The organism is Pseudactinotalea suaedae (assembly GCF_009733815.1).
GTDB lineage: Bacteria > Actinomycetota > Actinomycetes > Actinomycetales > Beutenbergiaceae > Pseudactinotalea > Pseudactinotalea suaedae.
The window spans coordinates 248720-270878 of record NZ_WNXY01000002.1; the positions used below are offsets into that span (position 1 = coordinate 248720).

20 protein-coding genes are annotated in these 22159 nt (G+C 72.4%); 7 read left to right on the top strand and 13 right to left on the bottom strand.

The genetic code is table 11. The annotated features are described in order from the left end of the window. Positions 1 to 96: 96 nt before the first annotated feature. The 7 genes from GPA04_RS04535 to hrcA all read right to left on the bottom strand — a co-directional run bounded on the left by GPA04_RS04535 (position 97) and on the right by hrcA (position 9951). Complete coding sequence (locus tag GPA04_RS04535; RefSeq protein ID WP_156222814.1) at positions 97 to 3723, bottom strand: ATP-binding cassette domain-containing protein; 3627 nt, start codon at positions 3721 to 3723, stop codon at positions 97 to 99. Between the two features lie 76 nt (positions 3724 to 3799). Next, positions 3800 to 4684 carry an aminoglycoside phosphotransferase family protein gene (locus tag GPA04_RS04540; protein ID WP_156222817.1) on the bottom strand — a complete coding sequence of 295 codons (885 nt, stop codon included), beginning with the start codon at positions 4682 to 4684 and terminating at the stop codon, positions 3800 to 3802. Between the two features lie 27 nt (positions 4685 to 4711). Next, a complete protein-coding gene (locus tag GPA04_RS04545) occupies positions 4712 to 6088 on the bottom strand; it encodes a Dyp-type peroxidase (RefSeq protein WP_156222819.1) in 1377 nt (458 codons plus the stop codon). Positions 6089 to 6240: 152 nt separating this feature from the next. Then, on the bottom strand, positions 6241 to 6852 hold the full coding sequence (locus GPA04_RS04550; RefSeq protein ID WP_156222821.1) for a GNAT family N-acetyltransferase: 612 nt from the start codon (positions 6850 to 6852) through the stop codon (positions 6241 to 6243). 145 nt (positions 6853 to 6997) lie between these two features. Beyond that, the gene (locus GPA04_RS04555) at positions 6998 to 7762 is read right to left on the bottom strand and encodes a 16S rRNA (uracil(1498)-N(3))-methyltransferase (protein WP_156222823.1); all 765 of its coding nucleotides are present in this window, start codon (positions 7760 to 7762) and stop codon (positions 6998 to 7000) included. 10 nt (positions 7763 to 7772) lie between these two features. Further along, positions 7773 to 8891 carry a molecular chaperone DnaJ gene (dnaJ, locus tag GPA04_RS04560; RefSeq protein WP_156222826.1) on the bottom strand — a complete coding sequence of 373 codons (1119 nt, stop codon included), beginning with the start codon at positions 8889 to 8891 and terminating at the stop codon, positions 7773 to 7775. 34 nt (positions 8892 to 8925) lie between these two features. Then, positions 8926 to 9951, bottom strand: coding sequence for a heat-inducible transcriptional repressor HrcA (gene hrcA / locus GPA04_RS04565; protein ID WP_156222828.1), 1026 nt, complete (start codon positions 9949 to 9951; stop codon positions 8926 to 8928). 112 nt (positions 9952 to 10063) lie between these two features. Here hrcA and GPA04_RS04570 point away from each other — a divergent pair, with 112 nt between their 5' ends. Next, a complete protein-coding gene (locus tag GPA04_RS04570; RefSeq protein ID WP_241680606.1) occupies positions 10064 to 10909 on the top strand; it encodes a DUF3097 domain-containing protein in 846 nt (281 codons plus the stop codon). A gap of 9 nt (positions 10910 to 10918) precedes the next feature. Here GPA04_RS04570 and GPA04_RS04575 read toward each other — a convergent pair whose 3' ends face one another. The 4 genes from GPA04_RS04575 to lepA form a co-directional block, all read right to left on the bottom strand. Next, on the bottom strand, positions 10919 to 11782 hold the full coding sequence (locus GPA04_RS04575; protein ID WP_156222833.1) for a hypothetical protein: 864 nt from the start codon (positions 11780 to 11782) through the stop codon (positions 10919 to 10921). 21 nt (positions 11783 to 11803) lie between these two features. Next, the gene (locus tag GPA04_RS04580) at positions 11804 to 12856 is read right to left on the bottom strand and encodes a DUF2189 domain-containing protein (protein ID WP_156222835.1); all 1053 of its coding nucleotides are present in this window, start codon (positions 12854 to 12856) and stop codon (positions 11804 to 11806) included. 84 nt (positions 12857 to 12940) lie between these two features. Next, positions 12941 to 14092 carry a radical SAM family heme chaperone HemW gene (gene hemW, locus GPA04_RS04585; protein WP_156222837.1) on the bottom strand — a complete coding sequence of 384 codons (1152 nt, stop codon included), beginning with the start codon at positions 14090 to 14092 and terminating at the stop codon, positions 12941 to 12943. Further along, positions 14089 to 15987, bottom strand: a complete 1899-nt coding sequence (lepA, locus tag GPA04_RS04590; protein ID WP_277754276.1) for a translation elongation factor 4 — start codon at positions 15985 to 15987, stop codon at positions 14089 to 14091. Before lepA ends, hemW begins: the two co-directional genes overlap by 4 nt. 94 nt (positions 15988 to 16081) lie before the next feature. Between lepA and GPA04_RS04595 the strand changes: the two genes are divergently transcribed. From GPA04_RS04595 to GPA04_RS04615, 5 genes are all read left to right on the top strand, one after another. Next, a complete protein-coding gene (locus GPA04_RS04595; RefSeq protein WP_156222841.1) occupies positions 16082 to 16753 on the top strand; it encodes a hypothetical protein in 672 nt (223 codons plus the stop codon). A gap of 69 nt (positions 16754 to 16822) precedes the next feature. Continuing rightward, positions 16823 to 17752 carry an ABC transporter ATP-binding protein gene (locus GPA04_RS04600; RefSeq protein ID WP_156222843.1) on the top strand — a complete coding sequence of 310 codons (930 nt, stop codon included), beginning with the start codon at positions 16823 to 16825 and terminating at the stop codon, positions 17750 to 17752. Then, complete coding sequence (locus tag GPA04_RS04605) at positions 17749 to 18516, top strand: ABC transporter permease (RefSeq protein WP_156222845.1); 768 nt, start codon at positions 17749 to 17751, stop codon at positions 18514 to 18516. The genes GPA04_RS04600 and GPA04_RS04605 overlap by 4 nt, the downstream gene beginning before the upstream one ends. Continuing rightward, positions 18513 to 19589, top strand: coding sequence for a sensor histidine kinase (locus GPA04_RS04610; protein ID WP_206674115.1), 1077 nt, complete (start codon positions 18513 to 18515; stop codon positions 19587 to 19589). The genes GPA04_RS04605 and GPA04_RS04610 overlap by 4 nt, the downstream gene beginning before the upstream one ends. Next, entirely contained in the window at positions 19586 to 20206 is a 621-nt protein-coding gene (locus tag GPA04_RS04615) for a response regulator (protein ID WP_156222847.1), read from the top strand. The genes GPA04_RS04610 and GPA04_RS04615 overlap by 4 nt, the downstream gene beginning before the upstream one ends. A 210-nt stretch (positions 20207 to 20416) precedes the next feature. On the opposite strand, the gene GPA04_RS04620 is transcribed toward GPA04_RS04615, so the two are convergent. After that, positions 20417 to 20851: a GNAT family N-acetyltransferase gene (locus GPA04_RS04620; protein ID WP_156222848.1), complete on the bottom strand. Its 435-nt coding sequence runs from the start codon at positions 20849 to 20851 to the stop codon at positions 20417 to 20419. Between the two features lie 109 nt (positions 20852 to 20960). Here GPA04_RS04620 and GPA04_RS04625 point away from each other — a divergent pair, with 109 nt between their 5' ends. Then, positions 20961 to 21242, top strand: a complete 282-nt coding sequence (locus GPA04_RS04625) for a GNAT family N-acetyltransferase (protein WP_156222850.1) — start codon at positions 20961 to 20963, stop codon at positions 21240 to 21242. A 10-nt stretch (positions 21243 to 21252) separates the two neighbouring features. On the opposite strand, the gene GPA04_RS04630 is transcribed toward GPA04_RS04625, so the two are convergent. Continuing rightward, positions 21253 to 22119, bottom strand: coding sequence for a hypothetical protein (locus tag GPA04_RS04630; protein WP_156222852.1), 867 nt, complete (start codon positions 22117 to 22119; stop codon positions 21253 to 21255). Positions 22120 to 22159 lie beyond the last annotated feature (40 nt).

Sequence of the window (22159 nt, forward strand, 5' to 3'; positions counted from 1 at the left end):
AAGTCGTCGCCCAACCGCCGCCGACGGCCTCGACAACCGGTTGCCACGCCGACGGGCGACGAGTTCTGCCCGCAGCCGGGCGCGCTCGGCCTGCGGTCAGCCGGCCAGGTGACTCCACCGCTGGGAGAGCTGGTGCCACGGGCCGACGTCGGCCACCGTGCCGTCGACCAGCACCACCACACGGTCGGCGCGTGACAGCGCTGCCCGCTTGGAGGTCGCGCCGACCACCGTGGTGCCCTGCTCGCGCAGCGCCTCCCACAGCTCGATCTCGGTGGTCGCGTCCAGCGCGCTCGAGACGTCGTCCGCCAGCAACAGCTCGGTGTCCGCCGCGAGCGCCCGCGCGAGAGCGAGCCGCTGCACCTGACCACCCGAGAGCCGCACCCCGCGGTGCCCCACCAGCGAGTGCGGCCCCCCGGCCTCCTCGACGTCCTGCGTGAGCCGGGCGCCACGGATCGGGCCCTCGAGGTCACGCGGGTGGTCGAGCCGGACGTTGTCGGCGAAGGTGCCGGAGAGCACCCGCGGCACCTGCGCCACGTGCGCGACCTGGGCGGGCCGCAGGAACTCCTGCGCATCGCCCACGTCGGCGCCGTTCCAGCGCACCCCGCCGGTGTGCTCCACCAGACCGGCCAGCGCGGACAGCAGCGACGACTTGCCCGAGCCGACCTGCCCGAGGAGCAGCACCAGCTCGCCGCGCCGCACCTCGAGGTCCACGCCGTAGACGCCGATCGTGCCATCCTCGTGGACCGCGCTCAGGTCCCGCAGCTCGAGGTGCTCGAGGCGCTGCCGCCGCGGCGTCCGGGGTGCCGGTGCGGTGCCGTCGACGAGATCGACACCGGGCGTCGGGCGCGTCAGGTCGGCGCCGTCGGCGAACCGGGCGGTCGCCACCTGCCACGACCGGGTGCCCGGCGCCTCGGTGATCACGGCGCCTGCCACCACGCCGAACCACGCGAACCCGGTCACCGCGTTGGCGACCAGCAGCGTCGTGGCGAGATCCCATCGCTCGGTCAGCAGGAAGCCCCAGGCGACGACGACGCCGATGTAGAGCGTCACCATCGGCACCGAGTCGAGGACCGCCTGCACCCGGTGCTCGAAGATCGCGGCGCGCACCCGGCCGGAGTCGACCTCGGCCAGGTGGCGGCGGACGTCGGGTGTGCGGGCCGCGAGCTTGACCGTGCGCGCGGAGTCGAGCGCGGACACGAGCGCGCGCCCGAAGCCGGCGCGTGCCGCCGAGGACTTCGTGGCCGACCGGCCGGCGATCGGTCGTCCGATCGCCGAGGCCGCCGCCGAGATGACCATGACCGCCAGCAGCACGGCGCCCGCCGTCCAGGTCCCGCTGATCACCGCCGTCACGACCACGATCAGGAGGCCGTTGATGAAATCGACCCAGCGGTCCGCGTACCGCGCGAACCTGTCCGCGTCCATCGCTCGTGCCACGATCTCGCCGGGCGGCGTCGGCGGCAGCCGGTGCTGCCGGGTCTGCCCGTGCATGACGCTCATCCGGATCCGCAGCAGGATCTCGATCCACCAGCGCGGGTACAGGCCCACCGCCCGGGACAGCAGCAGCGGCTGGGTGAGGAGCAGCACCGCGAGCGTCGCCAGGAGCGCCACAGGGACCTCGCCGCCGATCTGCACCTGCTCGACCGTGCGGCCCCACAGGAACCCGCTGACCGCGCCCTGCGCGGCCACCAGCGCCGAGAGCAGGAACAGCAGCGCGGCGAACAGGCCCCACTTCGGTCGCACCAGCAGGGCGTTGAGGATCCCGCGCGCCAGGCTCGGCCCGGAGCCGGGCTCCGGGACGTCCGGCGGGGTGCCGGTCCGGCGGCGCCCACCCACCGAGTGCTGAGCGGCACCGTCGCCCGGAACGCCCGACGTGCTCGCAACGGGTGCCTCGACGACCTCGCGCTCCCGAGGCTCGTCGGCGGCCGCCGCATCGGGGTCGAGGTTGTTGTCGTAATCCTCGTCGTCCAGCGAGCCGTCGCTCGCACCCGCCTCGACCAAGGTCCGGAACGGGCCAGGCGTGCGCGCGAGCTCGGAGCGCGAGCCGTGCTGCACCACACGGCCGTGGTCGAGCACGGCCACGAGCCCGGCGCGCTCGATCGTGCCGAGGCGGTGGGCGATGAGCACCCCGGTACGTCCGCTGAGCAACCGGTCGGACGCGGACACGACGCGGGCCTCGGTCAGCGGGTCCATCCGCGCGGTGGCCTCGTCCAGCACGACCAGCTGCACGTCGCGCACGAGCAGCCGGGCGAACGCGACGAGCTGCTCCTCGCCCGCCGACAGCGTGGTGCCGCCGGGACCGAGCAGGGTGTCGAGGCCGTCCGGCATGCCCGAGACCCACTCGGTCAGGCCGAGCTCGTGCACCGCCGCCTCGATGTGGGCCCGTGGGACGTCGGCGAACAGCGCGATGTTCTCGGCGAGCGTCCCGGCCAGGATCTCGGTGCGCTGGGTCACCACCCCGACGGCGCGGCGCAGCTTCTGCAGGTCGAGGTCGCGCACATCGGCGCCGCCGATGACGACCATGCCGCGCTCGGGCTCCACCGCGCGCGACAGCAGCGCCGCCAGTGTGGACTTCCCGGAGCCGGTGCGACCGACGAGCGCGATCGTCTCGCCGGCCGGGACCCGGAGGTTCACGCCGCTGAGCGCGAACGTGCCCTCCTCGTAGGTGAAGGTGAGGTCGCGGAGCTCGAGGTCGAGCGGTCCGGAGGGGACGTCGTCGCCACCCTCGGGCTCGGGCTCGAGATCGAGCATCTGACGCAGCCGGATGACCGCACCCAGCCCCTCCTGGATGTCGGGCAGGTGGTGCACCAGGTTGTCGATCTGCCCGATGAACATCGCCGTGACCAGGAACAGCGTGACCAGCTGCTGCACGGACAGCCCGCCGCCGGCCGCGATCGCGGCGCTGGCGACCGCGACCGCCGCCAGCAGCGAGTACGTGAGCAGCCCGGCGCGCCGGATCAACCGCTCCTCCACGCGCACCACCGCGAGGAACTTCTCGTGCACCAGCGCGGACAGCTGCGCGAGCCGGCGGACCGCGAACGCCTGCCCCAGGCTCGTGCGCAGGTCGTTGCGGGCCGCGACCGCCTCCTCGAAGGCGGCCGCGTGGTCGGTCCACGCGATCTCCTCGACGACCTTGCGGCGGGCGATCTCACCGAGCATCCGCCGGGTGGCGAACCACACCACGACCGCCAGCAGCGGGAACAGAGTCCATGCGGGCCACCACGTGAGCCCGGCGACGATCCACATCGGCACGGTGCCGACCACCGTGCGGCCCGCGCCCCAGAGCTGGCGCCGAACCAGCGTCCCGACCGCATGGGTGTCGTCGTCGACCCGGTCGAGGACCTCGCCGACGGCCTGCTCCGAGAGCGCCGACAGCGGCTGTCGCAGCGCCGCGTTCAGCAGGTCGCTGCGGAGCTTGCCCTCGGCACGATCCACGACCCCCGCCCAGATCACCTGACCTGCGCCGTCGAGGAGCGCGCCGCCGACGACGCACAGCGCGAGCAGCCCGAGCCCGGCGAGCGTGGCGTTCTCGGCCAGCCGACCCGCCGCGGCGGTGCCGAGCACCTGACCCCAGGCACCCGCGGTCAGCGCGATCAGTGCCATCACCGCGGCGGGTCGACGCAGGCGTCGCCAGTCCAGCCGACGCGCAGGGTCCTTCGCGACCGGGGCGCGCGGCGACTCCCGATCGAGCGGCGGGGTCTCGGGGGTCTCGGGCGCGCTGATCATGACCACCCGACGTTAGTCGCAGGCGACGACAACCCTCGCCTCAATATCGCCCCGCACCGGTCGATGGTTCCTCGACTCAGGCGGTGTCCTCGAAGGTGTGCGCGAAGGTGCGGTGACAGCTGTCGAGGTACGGCGCGCGCGTCACGGGTTCGTCCGTGGCGAAGTGGAAGTCCTCGAGCCACTTGCAGCGTGCGTGGAACCGGATGCGCGTGCGGTCGTCCGCGCCGGGAGGTCCGTCCAGCGCCTCGGCGACGGCGAGCGCGACCTCGCTCCCGAGGTCGCGGTAGAGCAGTCCGAGGTCGCGAGCGGGGTCGGAGCGAGCGGCATCGGTCCAGTCGATCACTCCCGTCACGGTGCCGGCCGGGTCGACGAGGATGTGCTCCGCCCCGAGGTCGTTGTGCTGCGGGACGACCCGGTCCCGCGTCGGTGGTACCGGCGCGTCGAGGAAGGACGAGACCACCGCGGCGCGGTTCGGGTCCAGGCACGACTCGACCGCGCGGAAGTGCTCCTGCGCGTCCTCGTGCCAGGCCTCGTTCGCGTAGTCGTCCACGGGCAGGTGCTGCGCCACCGGGACGCTTCGCAGCGCGGCGAGCACCTGGCTCAGCGCCGCCACCGTGCCGGCCGCGTGTCGTCGCCTGCGCACCAGCAGCGGCTCGCCCGGCAGCATGCGGTAGACCAGGAGCCCGAGCCGGGCGTCGTGAACGAGCGGCACCGGCGTCGCGACAGGCGTGGCCTCGGCGAGCGCACGCAGGAGCGCAGCCTCGCGTGCGACGGCGTCGTGATCCTCGTTGAAGCGCACGACGCAGCCGGCCACGGCGAAGCTCGTGTTCTCCCCGCCGCGGGCCAGCGTGACCGCCGTGGTGGTCGCGGACCACAGCTCGTGCCGCGTGCCGATGTCGGCCAGGATCGCCCGTTCGGCCGCGGTCGGCTCGTCGGGCGGCGGCTGCGTCGTGTCGCTCATCGGGTCTCCTGGACGCTCGTTCGGGGATCAGACAAGAGTGTCGCCGAGGTGGCCCGCTTCCCCGAAGCCCGGGAGGATCGCGACGACGGCGCTGCCGGTGTGCTGGATGAACTCGTTCAGAGCATCGTGCTCGTCCAAGCGCTGCTGGGCGGCGACGAACTGGTTGTCGGGGTCGTTGCCGTACGCGCAGAACAGCAGCCCCACATCCAGCTTGCCGTGCCCACCGTGGTGATGGTCCTCGGTGCCGGGAGCGTGCACATGGTGCTCCGGCTGCTCCAGCGGGTCGGGGCTGCCGCCTGCCATGGCGGTCAGGAAGCCGTAGTCGTAGCTGTAGCTGCGGCGCAGCATCGAGAACCCGTGCACACGCCGGATGTGCGCGTCCGGAGCGATGACGGTCGCACCATCCGCGCCGGTGGCCTCGAGGTCGGGCTGGTCGTGCTCCTGCTCACCCGTCAGTGGGGACCCGTCCGCGCGGCGGCGGCCGATCACCGCGTCCTGCACGTCGCGGGCGGTGAGATCCCAGTTTGCCGTCTTCATCCGGATCTTGCGGAAGACCAGGTACGTGCCGCCGGCGAACCAGGCCGGCTCGTCGGGCAGCGCCCAGACGGTGTCGGCGAACGCGCCGGAGTCCGGGCGGGGGTTGGAGGTGCCGTCCTTCTGCCCGAACATGTTGCGCGGCGTCCCGCCGTCGCGCGGCGTGCTGAGGAAGCCGGACTGGGTCCACCGGATGACCGCCTGGCCGGGCAATCGCGCGCGCAGGGCTCGCATGGCGGCGCTGACGACCTGGGCGTCGTCGGCACAGATCTGGACGATGAGGTCCCCGCCGCCCCATCGCGGGTCGAGGTGATCTCTGGAGAACGCGGGGAGCGGCCGCAGCCGTCGTGGCACCTCGCGCGCGAGGCCAGGGAGGTCGAACACCCGAGCGCCCACCCCCACCGTGATCGTCAGCCGGGCCGGTGAGAGCCCGGTCGCGAAGTCCGTGGGGGTGGCCGCGCCCTCGGGGAACATCGGCGACGGCGGTGGTTCCTCGCCTCGGGTGATGAGCGCCACCGTGGCCGAGAGGTCGACGAGCAGGCGGCGGAGCGCCGCGGCATCGGTGACGGTCACGTCGGCGGCCACGAAGGTGGCGTACCGCTGCTGCGCCGTCGCGATCCCGGCCTGGTGCGCGCCGAACGGCGAGACGACGTCCGAGGCCTCGGCAGGTGCCGGGTCGGCAGCGGCGACATCGGCGCCCGCGAGGAGATGTCCACCGGCGAAGCCGGCCACCGCTGCCCCGCCCACGGACGCGAGAGCGGAACCCAGCAGCGCGCGCCGCGGCACGGTGACGGTACGCCGGTCCTCCGACGTGGCGCCCCGGTCGGGAGCGCCGGGTTCCTCGGGCGCCGGGGATGATGGTCGTGTCATGGTTGCGACGCTACGAAGGTGACCGGACCTCCGCGTCCGCACCAGGGCGACATCCTGGGCGGAGCCCGGGCGACACCGATCGAGCCGGATGTCGCCCTCACGCGACAGGGTGTGCGCCCGGTGTCGACAACCTGGGCCGGCGCTCGCCCGCCTCACTCGGCACGGCGCCGCATGAACCAGCAGCGCGTGCCCAGCACGTCGGTCTTGTCGACCACGGCGTACCCGAACCGTTCGTAGAAGCCCACCGCTTCGGGACGGTCGGTCTCCAGGTAGCCGTCCACACCGGCGACGTCAAGTCGGCCCACGTGCCGCAGCAGCAGGAAGCCGCCGATGCCCCGCCCGCGCAGGTGTCGGTCCACCGAGACGGGTCCCAGGTGCACGTGCGGTGCGCCGGGGTCGTGTCGCGCCCAGGCCCGCGTCCACGTCAGCAGCCGGGCCGCCGTTCCCGGCCCGAACGTCAGGGCGCGTCCCAGCAGGTGCAGCCGCGCGTCCGGCGTCGGCTGACAGGTGCCCGGCGGTGCCCATGCCGCGATCCCCGCCAGTCCCTCGCCGCGATCGACGCCCTCGATCTGCAACGAGGGCGAGCGCCGCAGCAGCGTCCGCATGAGCAACCCATGCCGGAGCGCGCGGGAGGTCTCGTCACCTCGGTAGGCGGCGATGTGCACGGGGTTGTCGGCCATCCCGCGACCGAGGAGGTCGGCCGCGGCGTCCAGATCGGCTCCTCCGATCGCGTGCACGCGGTGATACGGCTGTGACGTCGGCATGGCGCTGGCCCCTTCGATGCTGTCGAGTGGAGCCAGCCTGCGCGCCTGGGTCGTCGGACGAAACCCGCCACGGACGACTCTGCCGATCGCCCCCGCGCGGCCCCGATGTCGACACGGGACGACCCGGTCGTCGTCCGCTGGTGACTCAGGTCCAGCGGCCGGTGCGGGCGGCCAGGACGGCGAGCGCGGCAGGTCCGGCGGTGGAGCTGCGGAGCACGTTCGGCCCCAGCAGCACCGCCGAGCCGCCGGCGCCCACGAGCGCGTCCACCTCATCGTCGCTGATCCCGCCCTCGGGCCCGATCACGATCAGCACCTCGCGGGCGCGCTCGAGCGGCACCTGCACCAGCGGTGTGCTCGCGACCTCGTGCAGCACCAGCACCACCGCGCCGGCCGCGGCGGCCTCGGCCACCACGTCGACCAGCGCGTCGCCGCGGACGAACGGCAGCACCTCGGGCAGCCAGGACCGCCGGGCCACCTTGCTCGCCGCCTGCACGAGCGCGCGCCACCGCTGCTCGCCCTTGGCGGCCTTGTCGCCGCGCCACTGCACCACCGAGCGCGCGGACTGCCACGGCCGCACGGCATCGACGCCGAGCTCGGTCGCTGCCTCGACGGCCATCTCGTCACGCCCGCCCTTGGCGAGCGCCTGCACGAGCACGAGGCGGGGGCTGGGCGGCTCCTCGTGGCTCACCTCGAGCACCGAGATCTCGACGGCGGCCGGCCCCGATCCCTCGGCGACCTCGCCCCGCAGCCGGGTCCCGGCGCCGTCGACGACCTCGATCGGTTCGCCGGCGCGCAGGCGCTGGACCGTGGCCGCGTGGCGCGCCTCGGGGCCGGTGAGCGTCCAGGTGTCGCCCGGGCCGAGGGTGCTCGGCATCGCCCCCGGGTCGACCACGAAGACCGGGGCCGTCATACGGTGCTGCTCACCGACCGGCGAAGGTGTCCCGGAGCTTGCGCAGCACCGAGCTCTTGGTGGGCGAGACCCGCGCGACCGGGCGCTCCTCGCCGCGCTGGGCCGCGAGGTCGCGCATCAGCTTCTCCTGCTCGGGGCTCAGCTCGGTGGGCACGGTCACCCTGACGTGCACGTGCAGGTCACCGCGGCCGGAGGCCTGCAGGTGCCCCACGCCGAACCCGCGCAGGGTGACGATGTCCTCCGGCTGGGTGCCGGGCTTGATGTCGACGTCCTGCTCACCGTCGAGCGTCTCCATGGTGACCACGGTGCCGAGCGCCGCCGCGGTCATCGGGAGCTCGACCGTGCAGTGGATGTCGTCGCCGCGGCGCGTGAACACCGCGTGCTTCTTCTCACGGACCTCGACGTAGAGGTCACCGGCCGGGCCGCCACCGGGGCCGACCTCGCCCTGACCGCTGAGCTTGATGCGAGTGCCGGAGTCGACACCGGCGGGCACGTTGACCGTGAGGGTGCGCCGGCTGCGCACGCGACCCTCGCCGGAGCACTCGGGGCAGGGGTCGGGGATGATCGAGCCGAACCCGCCGCACGCGGCGCAGGGAGCGGTGGTCATCACGTTGCCCAGGAACGACCGGGCCACGCGCTGCACGGATCCGCGGCCCTGGCACTCGGGGCAGGTCTGCGGGCCGGTGCCGGGGCGGCAGCAGGACCCGTGACAGACGCCGCACACCACGGCGGTGTCGACCGTGACCTCGCGCGCCACGCCGAAGGCGGCCTCGGAGAGATCGACGTCGATCCGGATCAGCGCATCCTGGCCGCGCCGCACGCGCGAGGCCGGGCCGCGGCTCGCTCCCCCGCCGGCGCTCTGGAAGAACGACTCGAAGATGTCGCTGAACCCGAAGCCTGCTGCGCCGCCGGGCATGCCCGAGGTCCCGCCGCCGAGGTCGTACATCCGGCGCTTCTCCGGGTTGGACAGCACCTCGTGGGCGGCGCTGACCTCCTTGAACCTGTCGGCGGCATCGGGGCCGGCGACATCCGGGTGGTACTGGCGCGCCAGCTTGCGGTAGGCCCGCTTGATCTCCTCAGGAGTCGCCTCCCGGGACACGCCGAGCACCTCGTAGTAGTCCGTCGTCACGCTTCTCGTCTCGTCTGCTCGTTCTTGCTCGGCGTCAGGACGCCAGGATCTTGGACAGGTAGCGGGCGACTGCTCGCACCGCCGCCATAGTCGAGGGATAGTCCATCCGGGTGGGCCCGACCACGCCCAGCTGTCCGAACCCGGCACCGCCGCCAGATGTTCCATAGGCACCGGCCACGACCGCGGTCTCGCTGAGCCCCTCGTTGTGGGTCTCGGCACCGATCCGTACGGCCAACGGCGACTCCTCACCCATCTCGGTCAGCAGGCGAAGGAGCACGACCTGCTGCTCGAGCGCCTCCAGGACCGGCGAGATGGTGCGGGTGAAGTCGACATCGGCCCGTGCCAGGTTCGCTGTGCCTGCCATGACGATACGCTCCTCGACCTCCTCCGAGAGGGTGTCGGTGACCACCTCGGTGATCTCGGAGACCAGCGCCCGGTCCTCGTGCGGGAAGGCACCGACGATCTCGCCGAACGAGCGCACCAGATCGGGCATCCGGCGCCCGACACCCGCCGCGTTGAGCCGCGCGCGCAGCTCGGCCAGGAACGGGTCGTCGATCGTGGCCTGGTGCTCGATGCTGCGCTGCTCGACACGGCCGGCATCGGTGATGATCACGACCATCAACCGGCGCGGTCCGGCGGGCACGAGCTCGACGTGCCGCAACGCCGAGCGGCGCAGCGAGGGGTACTGCACGACAGCGACCTGCTGGGTCAGCTGGGCGAGCAGCCGCACCGTGCGTTCGAGGACGTCGTCGAGATCGACGGCGGAGTCCAGCAGCTCGCCTATCGCTCGCCGTTCCGCCGTGGAGAGCGGCTTGACCACGTTGATCCGGTCGACGAAGGCGCGGTAGCCCTTGTCGGTGGGGATGCGGCCGGCGGAGGTGTGCGGCTGGGCGATGTAGCCCTCCTCCTCCAGCACGGCCATGTCGTTGCGGATCGTCGCGGGAGAGACCCCGAGGTTGTACCGCTCGACGAGGTTGCGGGACCCGACCGGCTCGCGGCTGCGGACGTAGTCCTGCACGATCGCCCGGAGCACGTCGAGCTGCCTGTCCTGCCGTTCCATCGCCGTACCCCTCCCGCTGCTCGTGGATCCCATGGCACTCCCGTGCCGTGAGTGCCAATTCTACGCGGCGCCTCCCACACCTTCCCCGCGTGCGTGCGTAACGTCGTGCGGCGTGACCGACCGTTACGGACCCGACGTCCTCTCCCACGACCCGCACCGTGATCGCAGGCCGCAGACCACCGACGTGCCCGCCGAGCGCGGGCTCGTGGTCGAGGACGTCACCAGCGGCTGGGTGGGCGCCGTGGTGCGGGTCGAGAAGAGCGGCGGCGAGCACGTGGTGGTGCTCGAGGACCGGCACGGCCGCACCCGCACGTTCACCCTCGGCGCCGGTTTCTGGGTCGAGGGCAAGCCGGTCCGGCTGGTGCCCCCGCGCCCTCAGCCCCGTTCGACCGGTCCGACGCGCACCGCCAGCGGCTCGGTCGCGGTGAGCAACGCCCGCGCCCGCGTGGCTCGCGCGTCACGGATCTGGGTCGAGGGCCGCCACGACGCCGAGCTCGTCGAACGCGTCTGGGGCGACGACCTCCGCGTCGAGGGTGTCGTCGTCGAGATGCTCGACGGCGTCGATCACCTCGGCGAGCGGCTCGCCGACTTCGGGCCGAGCCCGCAGCGCCGGGTCGGGGTCCTGGTCGATCACCTGGTGCCCGGGTCCAAGGAGAGCCGGATCGCCGAGGAGGTGAGCGCCCGGTTCCCGGGCGTGCTGGTGCTGGGCCACCCGTACGTCGACGTGTGGCAGGCCGTGCTCCCGGAACGGGTGGGGCTGCAGGCGTGGCCGCACGTGCCACGGGGCACCGACATCAAGGTCGGCACGCTTCGGGCGCTCGGCTGGCCGGCGCGGAACCAGGCCGACATCGCGGCCGGATGGAAGCGGATCCTCGGCCGGGTGCGGGACTACAAGGACCTCTCCCCTGCGTTGCTCGGGCGCGTGGAGGAGCTGGTCGACTTCGTCACCGTCGAGTGAGCGAGGCGCTCATCGTCGAGCGAACGACGCGCTGCGCCGGTAGTGGTCGGCGAACGCCAGCACCCCGACCGGCGTCGAGACCAGCGTGCCGAGCCCGCACAGCAGCACCCCGACCGCGTTCATCAGGTAGGCGGCGAGCACGAGCACGATCGTCTGCCCGGGGTTGCGCAGGCTCGCGGTCACGCTGCTCCTGAGGGCCTCGATCGCCGGCAGCCCCCGGTCGACCACCAGCAGCACCGCCCAGATCCCGAAGAACATCACGACCACGGGGCCGATCCCGGTCACGGCCAGCAGCGCGGCGGCGAGGCCGAGGATCAGGGCGAGCAGCACGAGCTGCAGCAGATGACGCGGGCGGAAGAAGTCGCCGAGCCCGACCCGTACGCCGTCGACCGCCTTGAGGGTCGCCGTCGCGAACGCCCCCTGCTGGATGACGGCGAGCAGCACGACGACCAGGACCACGACGAGGCCGCCGACGCCGAACAGGGCCGACAGCCCGGCTCCAGGATCCCGCCCGCCGAGGCTCATCGCGCCGAACGCGAGCAGCAGCACCAGCACCGGCGCGGCCATGATCGCTCCCCAGATCAGCTGGGAGAGCACGAAGGGCCACGGATGGGCCGCGAAGATGCGCCACGCGCGGCGCAGGGAGTCGGTCGCCTGCGCCGCCTCAGGGCCGAGGTCGCCGCCGCTGTAGCCGGGGCCGGGTGGCCGGTAGTCGCCCTCGTCGATGCGGGGCAGCGGCGTGTAGCTGCCCTGGTCCGGCCCCGGGTAGGCACCTGTGGGGTCCGGGGACCGGCCGTAGTGTCCCCACGGACCGGACGCAGCCTCCGGCTCCGAGGCCGTGGTCGGCTCGGAGGGGTCCGGAGGCTGCGTCACGCTGACATCCGTCAGGTCGTGTCAGGGAGCCGCGACCTGCTGGCCGGAGAGCGTCTTGTAGGCGAAGCCCCACGCGAGCGCGACCAGGGGCACCACGATGATCAGACCGGTGAAGCAGACGACGATGATGCCGGCGATCACGAGCCCGATGGTGGCGAGCCACAGCACGATGACCGAGCCCAGGTTCGACGTGACGAGCCGGATGCTCTGCTGGACGGCCTCGACCACCTGGACGCCACGGTCGGCGGCGATGTACATCACGAAGGTGCTGAGGACGCCCCAGACGAGGCTGAGGATGCTCGTCAGGAACGGCGACACGATCGACAGCAGGCCGAAGACCAGGTTGACGGCGCCCAGCGCCGCGGCCGCGATGAACAGCGGACCCGCGTGATCGAACCTCGTGAACGAGCCGAAGCCGTCGAACCGGCCGTTGAGCTTGTGCACGACGCCCTGGACGAACACCGCGTACAGGAGGTAGGTCAGGATCGTGGCGACACCCGCGAGCAGCTGCCCCGTGAGCGTGTACTCGACCATCGGGATGCCGCCGTCGGCGGCGCTGTCGAGGTCGACGTTCACCGAGGGGTTGAGGATGCGCTGGATCAGGATCGAGAGTGCGGCGACCGCGAGGAAGCCGAGGATCCAGACGAGCGCGTGCGACTTGAACGCGTTCCAGCCGTAGCTGATCGCCGCACCCACCGAGAACTGCGGCTGGCCAGCACCCCACGGCCCGGGTGCGCCGGCCTGGCCGCCGTACTGCGGCGCGCCGTACTGCCCGTACTGACCGGGAGGCGGCGGCGGGGCGGACGGGAAGCCACCACCGGGAGGCGGCGGCGGAGCGGACGGGAACCCACCACCGGGAGGCGGAGGCGGCGGCGTGCCGTAGCCGGGCTGCTGCGGCGCACCGTAGCTCGGCGGCTGGTCGGCCGGCGGCTGGTTGGCCGGCGGCTGGTTGGCCGGCGGCTGGTTCGGGCTGCCGTAGGTCGGCGGCTGGCTGGGCGGCGGGAACCCGCCCGGCTGCTGCTCGTCAGGCTGCTCACCGCCCGGGTTCTGGGGATCCGGCGGGTTCTGCGTCATGTCACTCCTGTGGACGAATGATGGAGGTCTTGTGCGCGCCTACCGTACCGATGGATGTCGGTTTCGTGGGGATGTGGGGCCGGGTCAGGACACCAGGCGGCCGACGACCGTGTCCGCCAGCAGTCGCCCGCGCCGGGTCAGCCGTGCGACGCCGGAGGCGGCAGGCACGGCGTCCAGGAGATCCTCCTCGACCATCGCCGGCAGCAGGTGGCGCACGGCGGGATCGACCGGCAGCCCCTCGACGAGCCGGATCCCCAGCAGCACCCGCTCGTCGGCGATCTGCTCGGACGTCAGCGACTCGGTCTCGGCGATCGGCAGCTCGCCGGCCTCGACCCGCTGCGCATAGGCACGTGGGTGCTTGACGTTCCAGAACCGCTGCCCCGCCAGGTGGCTGTGGGCGCCCGGGCCGACGCCCCACCAGTCCTCGGAGCTCCAGTAGGCGATGTTGTGACGGCAGCGCTGCTCGGGCGAGCGTGCCCAGTTGGAGATCTCGTACCAGCCGTAGCCCGCCTGCTCGAGCAGCGTGTCCGCGACCTCGTACTTGGTGGCCTGGTCGTCGCCGTCGACGCCGGGGAGGTCACCGCGCCGGACCCGTGCGTGCATCTTGGTGCCCGGCTCGATCGTCAACGCGTACGCCGAGACGTGGTCGGGCTCGAGCGCGAGCACGGCCTGCACGCTCCTGCGCCAGTCCTCGACGCTCTCGCCCGGGGTGCCGTAGATCAGGTCCAGCGACACCGCAAGCCCGGCCTCCCGCGCCCACGCCACCACCTGCGGCACCCGCTCCGGGTCGTGGGTGCGGTCGAGCGTGGCGAGCACGTGCGGGACCGCCGACTGCATCCCGAAGGAGACCCGCGTGAAGCCGGCCGCCCGCAGGTCGGCCAGGTCCGAGCGACCCACCGAGTCCGGGTTGGCCTCGGTGGTGATCTCGGCGTCCCGGGCCAGGCCCCACGTCGAGGCCACCGCCCCGAGCATGGCGGCGAGGTCCGCCGTCGGGAGCAGGGTGGGTGTGCCGCCCCCGAAGAACACCGTGGAGACCTCGCGGCCGGCCAGGCCGCGCCGCTGCAGCTCGGCCTCGGCGAGCGCGATCTCGGTGACCGCGGTGCGCGCGTAGCTCATCTGGCTGGCGCCGCCACCGAGCTCGGTCGCGGTGTAGGTGTTGAAGTCGCAGTACCCGCACCGGACCGAGCAGAACGGCACGTGCAGGTAGACCCCGAACGCCGAGGAGGCGGCACTCACCGCTTCGGTGACTCCTTGCCGCCCGCCGCGTCGGAGGACAGCGCCGCCACGAACGCCTCCTGAGGGACCTCGACGCGGCCGATGTTCTTCATCCGCTTCTTGCCCTCCTTCTGCTTCTCCAGCAGCTTGCGCTTGCGACTGATGTCGCCGCCGTAGCACTTGGCGAGCACGTCCTTGCGCATCGCCCGGATGGTCTCGCGGGCGATGATCCGGGCGCCGATCGCGGCCTGGATCGGCACCTCGAACTGCTGCCGAGGGATCAGCTCCTTGAGCTTCTCGGTCATCATCACGCCGTAGGCGTAGGCCTTGTCGCGGTGCACGATCGCCGAGAAGGCGTCGACCGGCTCGCCCTGCAGCAGGATGTCGACCTTGACCAGGTCCGCGGTGGCCTCGCCGGTGAGCTCGTAGTCGAGCGTCGCGTAGCCGCGGGTGCGGGACTTCAGCTGGTCGAAGAAGTCGAAGATGATCTCGGCGAGCGGCAGCGTGTAGCGCAGCTCGACGCGGTCCTCGGAGAGGTAGTCCATCCCCTGCAGCGTCCCGCGACGCCCCTGGCACAGCTCCATGATCGTGCCGACGTAGTCGCTCGGCGTCAGCAGCGTCGCCTTCACCAGCGGCTCGCTGACCGTGCTGATCTTGCCCGCCGGGAACTCGCTGGGGTTGGTGACGACGACCTCCTTGCCGTCCTCCATCGTGACGTCGTAGATGACGTTGGGGGCGGTGGAGATCAGATCGAGGTTGAACTCCCGCTCGAGCCGCTCGCGGACGATCTCCAGATGCAGCAGCCCCAGAAAGCCGCAGCGGAACCCGAACCCAAGCGCCACCGAGGTCTCGGGCTCGTAGGTGAGCGCGGCGTCGTTGAGCTGGAGCTTGTCCAGCGCCTCCCGCAGCACCGGGTAGTCGGAGCCGTCGATCGGGTACAGCCCGGAGAACACCATCGGCTTCGGGTCGGCGTATCCCGCCAGCGCCACCGAGGCCGGCTTCTGCGCGTTCGTCACCGTGTCGCCCACACGGGACTGACGCACGTCCTTGACCCCGGTGATGAGGTAACCGACCTCGCCCACCCCGAGCCCCGCCGTCGAGGTGGGCTCCGGTGATGAGACACCGATCTCGAGCAGCTCGTGGGTGCCGCGCGTGGAGAGCATGAGGATGCGCTCACGGGGCTTCAGATGGCCGTCGATGACCCGGACGTAGGTGACGACGCCCCGGTAGACGTCGTAGACCGAGTCGAAGATCATGGCACGGGAGGGTGCGTCGGGGTCGCCCACCGGCGGCGGCACGTCCCGCACGATCCGGTCCAGCAGCGCCTCGACGCCCTCGCCGGTCTTGCCCGAGACCTTGAGGCAGTCCTCGGGGTCGCCGCCGATCAGGTTGGCGAGCTCCTCGGCGTACTTCTCGGGCTGCGCGGCCGGCAGGTCGATCTTGTTGAGCACCGGGATGATCGTGAGGTCGTTCTCCATCGCCAGGTACAGGTTCGCCAGGGTCTGCGCCTCGATCCCCTGCGCGGCGTCGACCAGCAGCACGGCACCCTCGCACGCGGCGAGCGAGCGGGAGACCTCGTAGGTGAAGTCGACGTGCCCGGGGGTGTCGATCATGTTCAGCGCGTAGGGAAGCACGGCGCCACCCTCGACGCCGCCCTCGCGGACCCCCCAGGGCATCCGCACCGCCTGGCTCTTGATCGTGATGCCGCGCTCGCGCTCGATGTCCATGCGGTCCAGGTACTGGGCGCGCATCTGCCGCGCGTCGACCACACCGGTCAGCTGCAGCATCCGGTCGGCCAGCGTCGACTTGCCGTGGTCGATGTGGGCGATGATGCAGAAGTTCCGCAACAGCTCGGGCGCGGTGGCGGCCGGAGCGATGCGGTCCGCCTGGGCGGAGTCACTGGGGATGAGGGGCAACGAGGGACCTCGGACGTGGCAGGGACGTGGCTGCTGCCATGGTCCCACGCCACGGCCGTACCGCTCGCCCCCACCATTTGTGAGAATGGTCCCCATGAGCTCGCTGTCGGAGAACCTGGGTGCCTTCGCTCGCGGTGGTGCCCAGCTGTTGAGGTTCCCGACGGCGTTCCTGCTCGGGTGGGCCACGCTCGTCCTGGTCGTCCTCACCTGGCAGGTGTGGGCGCTGCTGGCGCCCGCCGGCGGCCCCGGGGGGCTCGGCACGGCGCTGCTGATCGCGTTCCTGGCGCTGCTGGCGCTGCCGGTGCTGGTGCTGGGGCTGCGCCGCCGCCGGTGGCTGCGGCTGACGGAGGCGCCGGCGAGCGCGGACCGGCCGACCGTCGTGGTGGGTTCCCAGGAGCTGATCCGGATCGACTCGCTGTCCGACAAGGTCGAGGACGACATGACGGGCATCGAGGGCGAGGAGGACGTCCGCGCCGTGATGGACGCCTTCACCGAGGTGCAGCTGCCCGAGGTGAGCCGCCGCGGTGCCGGTGCGCGCATGACGCGGATGTTCGGCGTCGGCCGGCTCGCGGTCATCGGGAGGGTGTTCGGCCGGATGGAGCGCGCCCAGCGTGCGCTGCTGACCGCGGCGGGTGGCCCCACCAAGGCGCCCTACCTCGTCGACGACCTGCGGGTCACGGTGGCCGCGTTCGTGGGCACGCTGCTGACGATCGGCGTGGGCGGGCTGTCGATCCTGGTCCTCGCGGCGGTGCTGCTCAGCCGCTGACATCTGTCACGGGTCAGGGCGTGACGCCCGGGGCTGTGCCCGTGCGCGGCGGGCGAACACACTCGTCTCATGACGAGCACAGCAGAGCCGGCGCTCGACCTCGCCGGCGTCACGAAGACGTTCACACCGGTCGGCGGCGACCGCGTCGAGGCCGTGCGGGGCATCGACCTGACGATCGGGCGCGGCGAGATCGTCGCCTTCCTGGGGCCCAACGGCGCCGGCAAGACGACCACGCTCGACATGGCGCTCGGGCTGACGGAACCGACCTCCGGGACCGTGAGGGTCTACGGCCAGGGTGCACGCGCCGCCGTGCTCGGGGGCAAGGTCTCGGCGGTCCTCCAGAGCGGTGGCCTGCTGCACGACCTGAGCGTGCGCGAGACCGTGCAGGTCATCGCCTCCGCCTACCGGGCTGCGCTGCCGGTCGACGAGGCGATCGAGCGCGCCGGGCTGACCGCGATCGCGGGACGGCGCGTGAGCAAGTGCTCCGGCGGTGAGCAGCAGCGGCTGCGGTTCGCGCTGGCGTTGCTGCCCGACCCCGACCTGCTGATCCTGGACGAGCCGACCGCCGGCATGGACGTCGGCGCGCGGCACGAGTTCTGGGCCACCATGCGGTCCGAGGTCTCCGAGGGCCGCACGGTGGTGTTCGCCACCCACTACCTCGAGGAGGCGGACACGTTCGCGGAGCGGATCGTGATGATGGCGCGCGGAGAGGTCGTCGCCGACGGGCCCACCACCGAGATCCGGGCCCGCGCGACGGGCCGCACCGTGACCGCCACGCTGCCGCCGCACCGGCTCGAGGCCGCGGTGCAGCGGTTGCGCGCCACCGGTTCGGTCACCGACGTCACGACGGCGGGTGACCGGATCACCATCCACGCGGGCGACAGCGACGCCGTCGCCCTGCTGCTGCTCAGCGAGCTCGGCGGGACCGGTCTGGAGATCACCACCGGCTCGCTCGACGAGGCCTTCCTCGCCCTCACCTCTGGAGCTGACCGACGATGAACACGACCTACTACCTGATGGAGGTCCGGCGGGTCGTCCGGGACTTCCTCGGCCTGTTCTTCACGGCCGTGCTGCCCGCCTTCCTGTATGTGATCTTCGGCGCCTCCCAGGACTACTCGCAGGAGATGCTGCCGACCGGCAAGGGGAACGTCGCCTTCTACATGATGGTCTCGATGGCCGTCTACGGCGCGGTCACCGCGACGACGAGCATCGGTGGCATGGCCGCCGTCGAGCGCATGCAGGGCTGGGGCCGCCAGCTCGGCCTCACCCCGATGCGGGACGCGCAGTACGTGCTGGTCAAGGCGGTGCTCGGGCTCTCGGTGGCGCTGATCCCGGTCGCGCTGATCTACGTGCTCGGAGTCGTCACCGGCGCCCAGGGGCAGGGTTACCTGTGGGCGCTCACCGCGCTGCTGGTGCTGCTCGGCGCCGGGTTGTTCTCGCTCTACGGGCTGGTCTTCGGGCTCGCGTTCAAGACCGAGGGCGCCGTCAGCGCAGCGAGCGGGTCCCTGGTGATCCTGGCGTTCCTCGGCAACCTGTTCTTCCCGCTGAGCGGGGCGATGCTGGCGGTCGCCAAGCTCACACCGCTGTACGGGATCGTCGCGCTGGCGCGGTACCCGGTCACCGACGGCTGGCTGATCTCGGCCGACGGCACCGCACCCGTGCACGAGCCGCTGTGGATCCCTGTCGTTAATGTCACGGTGTGGTTGGTGATCCTCGCGACGCTCGCGACCCTGCTGGTGCGCAAGGGTCGCGGACGCCAGTGAGCCAGGCGGACGCGGACGTGCCGCCCACCCCCTGGGCGCGGTTCGGCTGGCTGATGGGGGCGGGGTGGCTCGTCTTCCTGTACTTCCCGGTGCGGTCCGTCCTCGAGGTCGACGCCGCGACGGTGTGGCAGGTGCTCTCGCTCGCCGGCATCGTGGCGTTCGCGGGGATCTACGTCCTGGGGTTCGTCCACATCATGCGCGACGAGCCGCCGTACGGCGGCTGGCTGTCCTTCGCGGTGCTGATCGCGCTGGCGGCGGGCCTGTCGCTGGTCATCGGCATCGAGGCCCTGGCGCTGTCTCCGTTCGTCATCTCCTTCGCGATGTTCGCGTTCCGCTGGCCGCGCGGGGCGATCGTGTCCGGGTTGCTGCTGGTCGTCTCGCTCGTGCTGCTCGCGCTGTCCGGCGACGACGACCAGTGGTTCTTCGTGATCCTGCTGCCGCTGATCTTCGGCTTCACCATGCTGGTCCGGGTGCTCGGGCACTACGGCGAGCGGCACGAGCGGTTCGCGCGCGAGATGGCGGTGGTCAGCGAGAGGGAGCGGGTGGCGCGCGACGTGCACGACGTGCTGGGCCACTCCCTGACGGCCATCTCGGTCAAGGCCGAGCTCGCGAGCAGGTTGATCGAGGTCGACGGCGGTCGTGCCGCGCAGGAGCTGCTGCAGGTGCAGACGCTCGCACGGGAGGCGCTCGCGGAGATCCGCCTGACGGTGTCAGGGCTGCGGGCGACGCGCATCGACGACGAGCTCGAGGTCGCTCGCGACGCGCTGACGGCGGCCGGGATCGAGGCCGTGCTCCCGGCCGACCCCGACGTCGTGGAGGTCGGCAACCGCATCGTGCTGGCCTGGGCGCTGCGCGAGGCGACCACGAACGTGATCCGGCACAGCCGCGCCCGGCGCTGCGTCGTGACGCTCGGCCCCGCCACGCTCGTGGTGAGCGACGACGGCGTCGGGAGCCCGGGTACCGAGGGGAACGGTCTGCGCGGGCTGCGCGAACGGGTCGCGGCCTCCGGTGGCACATTGACGCTGGGTGCCGGCCCGGACGGCCACGGGCACGAGCTCAGGGTGGAGCTGTGAGCGACCGGCCGGCGATCCGTGTGCTGCTCGCCGACGACCAGGCGATGGTCCGGGGAGCGCTCGCCGCCCTCCTGGATCTCGAGCAGGACATCGAGGTCGTCGCCGAGGTGGGGCGTGGCGACGACGTGGTCGGTGCCGCCGTCGCCACCCGCCCCGACGTCTGCGTGCTCGACATCGAGATGCCCGGCATCGACGGCATCGAGGCCACCGCGGCGGTGCTCGCGCGGCTGCCGGGAACCCGGGTGCTGATCGTGACGACGTTCGGGCGACCCGGCTACCTCAAGAGGGCGCTGACGGCGGGCGCGAGCGGGTTCGTGGTCAAGGACACCCCGGCCAAGCAGCTCGCGGACGCCGTGCGGCGCGTGCACAGCGGTCTCCGGGTCATCGACCCGACCCTCGCGACCTCGTCGCTGATCGAGGGTGAGAGCCACCTGACCGAGCGCGAGCGTGACGTGCTGCGGCTCGCGCTGACGGGCACCACGGTGGCCGACATCGCGACCCGCCTCCACCTCTCGCCGGGCACGGTCCGCAACTACCTGTCCTCGGGCATCGGCAAGACCGGGACGACGACCAGGTACGAGGCTGCCCGCGTCGCGCAGGAGCGGGGCTGGCTCTGACCGACTGCCGGCGCGGGCTCGCGTGAAGTGTCCCGGTACCGGTGCCAGGCGCCTGCCCGCTGTCCCCGGCACCGGTAGTCGTGGGTCGTGCTGCGGCCGCGGTGGCTGCTGCACGGTCGGTCTTCGGACCCACCCCCGGCATCGACGGGTCCGGTCAGCAAGTTCCCACATGCTGAGACCCGCGGGGCCGGGAGCGCTGTGCCGGTCCGCTCACGGCGCGGGCGCGGGACCCGGCCAAGCCATCTTCACGTCCGGCAGCTTCTCCTCGTTGCCGGCGCCGTCGGTGCGGTCGATCTCGACCAGCCCGTGGGCCCGGTAGAAGGCGCGGGCGGGGGTGTTCGACTCGAACACCCAGAGCCTGAACCCGTGCGGCCGTTGCGTCTTGACCTCCTCCAGGAGCCGTGAGCCGACACCCTGGCCCTGGTGCGCCGGGTCGACGTAGAGGTCCTCCAGCCAGTCCTGCCAGAGGCGCGCGTAGCCGAGCAGCCCGTCGCGCTCGGCGACCCAGACCGCCGCCTCCGACAGGTCCCAGCCGGCGACCCACTCCTGGACCTCGTGCGGCGGGTGGATGCCGCGTGGCATCGCGGGGTACGCCGCCGCGCGGGCCCGCAGGTGCAGGTCGGCGATCGCCGGCAGGTCGGTCACGGTGGCGCGGCGCGTCCCGACGGGTTCATGCCGTCATGATGACCGCCACGGCCACGGCATCGCCACGGATATCGCCCTGGCCCGGTGCGAGCCGTCCTAGGGTCGGTGCATGAGCGACATCACGGTCCGTGACGACGAGGGCAGCAGCCGCTACCTGGCCGAGCGTGAGGGCGAGGTGCTGGGGTTCGCGGCCTACGAACGAGCCGACGGCGTCACGACGTTCACGCACACCGTGGTGGATCCCGGTCACGAGGGGCAGGGTGTGGGATCCGCGCTCGTCGGTGGGGCGCTCGACGCGGAGCGTGCGGCGGAGCGCGCCGTCGTCGTGGTGTGCTCGTTCGTGGCCTCCTACGTGGAGGAGCACCCGGAGCACGCCGACCTCGTCACCTGAGGCCGGCCGGTCAGTCCACCGGGACCAGCGTGCCGGTCACCACGACCTGCTCGGGCGTCAACCAGGGCTCGACGGCGTCGAGCACCGCCTGGGTGGTGGCCTCGTCCGCGACGACGACGGAGACCTCGACGATCCCGTCGGTGCCGCCACCGCCCGAGCCGAGCACCCGGTCGCCGAGCTCCTCGTGGAGAGCCTGCTGCGCCGTGTGCACGTCCGCCTCCGCGGCGCCCGTGCCGGTGGCGACGCACAGCCAGCCCGGCCACACCTCGCGGAGCCGCTGGTGGGCCGCCTCGGCATCGCCCTGGACCAGCACGTTGTGCTCCGAGGACCCGTCGGAGACGTAGAGCGTGATATAGCCGTCGAGCTGCGGCGCGAGCGTCAGCAGCTCCTCCAGCGCGGCCGCGGCCTCCGGGGAGCTCGGGTCGAAGGTCTCGTCACCGCCTCGATAGGGGTCCTCGCACAACGGCGGGAACGTGACGTCCTCGGGTGCCGGGGTCTGCAGCCCGCTCGGTGGCGTGTCGCTCGCGGGCTCGGTCAGCGTGAACGTGCCGGCCCCGCCGTCGTAGGTGCCGACCAACCAGCCGGTCCCCCAGGTGACCCCGCTCGCCGTCTCGGCGTCGGCGACGTCCTCCCAGTCGAGCCCGATGAGCTCCAGGCCGCCGCACTGCGGCGGGTAGGACTCCATCACACCGCCCAGGCACAGCTCGGGCGGCACGTCTGCGCTCGCCTGCAGGATCGTGGTGAAGGTCGCGTACGTCACGTCGTCGCCACCTCCCGCCGGCGCCTCGCCGCCCGACGCGCCTCCGGGCGCGCCCGCACACCCCGCGACCACGGCCAGCACCGCGGCGCCTGACAGCAACCCCCGCACAGCTCTCATGTCCCGACCATGTGGTGAGCGCGCCGATCGTTGCGCCCTG

Bases quoted from the DNA above. Each gene is read 5' to 3' on its own strand.
- GPA04_RS04540 (WP_156222817.1), bottom strand. From the start codon at position 4,684: ATGAGCGACACGACGCAGCCGCCGCCCGACGAGCCGACCGCGGCCGAA.
- GPA04_RS04550 (WP_156222821.1), bottom strand. From the start codon at position 6,852: ATGCCGACGTCACAGCCGTATCACCGCGTGCACGCGATCGGAGGAGCC.
- GPA04_RS04600 (WP_156222843.1), top strand. From the start codon at position 16,823: ATGACGAGCACAGCAGAGCCGGCGCTCGACCTCGCCGGCGTCACGAAG.
- hrcA (WP_156222828.1), bottom strand. From the start codon at position 9,951: ATGGAACGGCAGGACAGGCAGCTCGACGTGCTCCGGGCGATCGTGCAG.
- GPA04_RS04555 (WP_156222823.1), bottom strand. From the start codon at position 7,762: ATGACGGCCCCGGTCTTCGTGGTCGACCCGGGGGCGATGCCGAGCACC.
- GPA04_RS04545 (WP_156222819.1), bottom strand. From the start codon at position 6,088: ATGACACGACCATCATCCCCGGCGCCCGAGGAACCCGGCGCTCCCGAC.
- GPA04_RS04595 (WP_156222841.1), top strand. From the start codon at position 16,082: ATGAGCTCGCTGTCGGAGAACCTGGGTGCCTTCGCTCGCGGTGGTGCC.
- GPA04_RS04625 (WP_156222850.1), top strand. From the start codon at position 20,961: ATGAGCGACATCACGGTCCGTGACGACGAGGGCAGCAGCCGCTACCTG.
- GPA04_RS04605 (WP_156222845.1), top strand. From the start codon at position 17,749: ATGAACACGACCTACTACCTGATGGAGGTCCGGCGGGTCGTCCGGGAC.
- GPA04_RS04630 (WP_156222852.1), bottom strand. From the start codon at position 22,119: ATGAGAGCTGTGCGGGGGTTGCTGTCAGGCGCCGCGGTGCTGGCCGTG.
- GPA04_RS04580 (WP_156222835.1), bottom strand. From the start codon at position 12,856: ATGACGCAGAACCCGCCGGATCCCCAGAACCCGGGCGGTGAGCAGCCT.
- GPA04_RS04535 (WP_156222814.1), bottom strand. From the start codon at position 3,723: ATGATCAGCGCGCCCGAGACCCCCGAGACCCCGCCGCTCGATCGGGAG.